Annotated in this window: 3 protein-coding genes and 1 pseudogene; all 4 read right to left on the reverse strand. The window is 77.1% G+C overall.

The genetic code is table 11. The annotated features are described in order from the left end of the window. Window positions 1-288, reverse strand: a pseudogene (locus ACWEO5_RS38320) (hypothetical protein); the annotation flags it as partial. Window positions 289-320: 32 nt separating this feature from the next. Next, on the reverse strand, window positions 321-1,130 hold the full coding sequence (locus ACWEO5_RS38325; protein ID WP_452166683.1) for a hypothetical protein: 810 nt from the start codon (window positions 1,128-1,130) through the stop codon (window positions 321-323). 10 nt (window positions 1,131-1,140) lie between these two features. Continuing rightward, on the reverse strand, window positions 1,141-1,692 hold the full coding sequence (locus ACWEO5_RS38330; protein ID WP_452166684.1) for a hypothetical protein: 552 nt from the start codon (window positions 1,690-1,692) through the stop codon (window positions 1,141-1,143). A 73-nt stretch (window positions 1,693-1,765) separates the two neighbouring features. After that, window positions 1,766-2,607, reverse strand: an 842-nt coding sequence (locus tag ACWEO5_RS38335) for a polysaccharide deacetylase family protein (protein WP_452166685.1), incomplete at its 5' end; no start/stop codon positions are given.

Consider the following 2,607-nt stretch of genomic DNA (forward strand, 5'->3'; position numbering starts at 1 on the left):
GCGCTGCTGGTGGTGGGTGCCGTCGGGGGCGTGGTCGTTCGGGCCCCGGGGCCCGGGGGGGGGGGCCGGGCCCTGGGGTCCCCGCTCGGCGCTGCCCCCCGGGGCGGCGGCCGGGCGGGGGCGCCGCCCGGCCGCCGGGCGGGTCACGGCGGCGACCAGCACGCCGGCCGCGCCGCTCAGCGCCGCCCACAGACTGGGCCAGGGCTCCGGCGCGCAGGCCGTCAACAGGCCCCACAGCGCCAGGAACACCAGCAGACCGGTCCACGGAATCCGTGGAAGCCTCCGCACTGCCATCTCCTCCGGAAGGTGTCGACGATCGGTCAGTACGGCAGGTCGGCGGGGCCGATCCGGCTGGCCCGCCGGGTGCCGTTGCGGCGCAGGGCGCCGGACGGTTCGGGCACCCCGGCGGCGGCCGCCGCCAGGATGGCGTCGGGGTGGGTGAGCGCGCCCCACCAGGCGGCGCCGTCGTCCTCGGCGTCCGGGCCGGCGTCCGGGTCGGTGCGCAGCCAGGCGGCCGAGGCGGGCAGCAGGACGTGTTCGCCGGGCAGCAGCCCGGGCAGCGTCCAGCGCAGCGCGCACCGCTCGTACAGGTAGTGCTCACCCCAGTCGAGGGCGTTGCGGTACACCGCCTCCCGGTACCCGGCCCAGCGGGTCGGCACGTCCGGGTCCCCGCCCGCGCGCACGCAGATCGCCTCCGGGTCGTCGCCGGACAGCGCGAACTCGAAGCCGCCGCCGAGGACCTCCAGCGAGGCCACGGCCTGGGTGCCGTTGTAGCCGGCCGAGGTGCCGGGCGGCGGGCCGGTGAGCGCGGCGGTGAACACCGGGCGGTGCACCTCGCGGCGCACCCGCAGGCACCACAGCGCCCCGCAGGCCGCCTCGGCGGGGCGGGCGAAGCCGACGGACTCCGGGGCGTACCCGGTGACCAGCAGCTCCAGCTCGGCCCCGGGCCCGGACCAGCGGGCGATCAGCGCGCCGGACGGCAGCCGCCACAGCCGGTCGGGCCGCCCGGGCAGCGGGACGCCGTCCAGCTCGGCGGTGAACGCGAGCGGGCCGAGCGGCGTCGCGAAGTCCGGCGCGGCGGCCGGGAGGACGGGGGTGCGCCGGAGGTGCGGCAGCAGCAGGGGGTTCACCGGGCCGGGCTCAGAGGACGGCGGGGAGGGTCCACTCCCGGACGGGGGCCGGGGCCTCCTTCCGCTCGCGGCGGGTCCGCCGGCGGCCGTCCGGGAGCAGACCGACCAGCACGACGCCGTGCTTGCGCTCCGCCGCGGCCACCCAGCGGGAGAGCAGCAGCAGGCCGAGGGCCGCGCCGAGCGGCAGCGTGCACATGGCGGCACCGACGCCCCGCTGGACGCCGATCAAGAGGATCATCAGTGCGGACCAGAAGGCCAGGAGGGTGGCCCGGATCCTGATCACCCGGGACTCGTCCCGCTCCGGGAGCAGTGCGAGCCCTTCGGGGAGCTCCTCCGGCCGCCGCGCCAGCTGCTTGCGGTAGTGGAACACCCCGTTGCCCAGGCCGAACAGCAGGCCGACGGCGAACATCCCGACGATCGACACCGTGAACCACACCGAACCGAACCGGTCGGCGTGCCACAGCAGGACCACCAGGCAGCTCAGCGCCGACAGCAGGAGCCACCGCCTCCCCACGGTGCGGAGGTAGCGGACGGTGCGCACCGGTTCCGGTTCTCTCTCCAACGAAGCCCCCCCAGGCTCGAACGCGTCCGTTCGCGAACGGGCGGCATCGTAGCGCCTGCCGGGTGCCCGCGGGTCAGAGGTAGTCCTCCAGGCGCGCGATCGCGAAGCCCTGCGCGGTGGCGGCGTCCACCACCCGGCGCAGCATGTCCGGCATGGTGCCCTTCCAGTCGGCGGCGGGGGCGCGGAAGTGGGTCAGCACGATGTCGCCGGGGTGGAACACCTGGTCCGGGTAGCGCCACTCCAGGTGGTCCGGGAACGCCTCCTCGTTCCACAGCGGGAAGGCGGTGACCCCGCAGGAGGCGGCGGTGCGCAGCGCGGCCTCGGTGTACTCGCCGTACGGGGGGCGGAACAGCCGGGGGCGGGTGCCGGTCTCCTGCTGGAGGCGGTCCTGCTGACCGCAGATCTCGCGCTGCAGGGCGTCGGCGCCCAGCCGGCGCAGGTCGGGGTGGGTGAGGGTGTGGTTGTCGATGCCGACGCCGTGGGACTGCAGGCCGCGGAAGTAGCCGTAGTCGGAGCGGGCCAGGTAGTCGGAGAGGAACACCGTCATCGGGACGCCCAGTTCGGCGGCCATCGCGGCGAACCGCGGGTCCTTCTCGGCGCCGTCGTCCACGGTCAGGAACACCACCTTGTCGGTGGTCGGGACGCGGTAGACCACCGGCGGCAGGCCGGGCGCGCGCTTGACGCCGGGACCGTCCGCCAGCTCGGGCTTGGCGGCGGGCGGGGCCGGGGCGGGCAGCGGGAGCGCGGCCAGGCCCCAGCGCTGGGCGGCGGCGAGGGCCTGTTGCAGGGCGAGCTCGTGCTCGGCGACGGCGAGGCGGCCGTTGGCCTCCTGCCCGAGCGCGGCCTGCGGGCGGGCGGCGGGCATCGCGGCGAGCGCCTCCCGCGCGGCGGCCTGGGCGGCCCGGGCGGCGCCGG

This window comes from Kitasatospora sp. NPDC004272 (assembly GCF_053603035.1).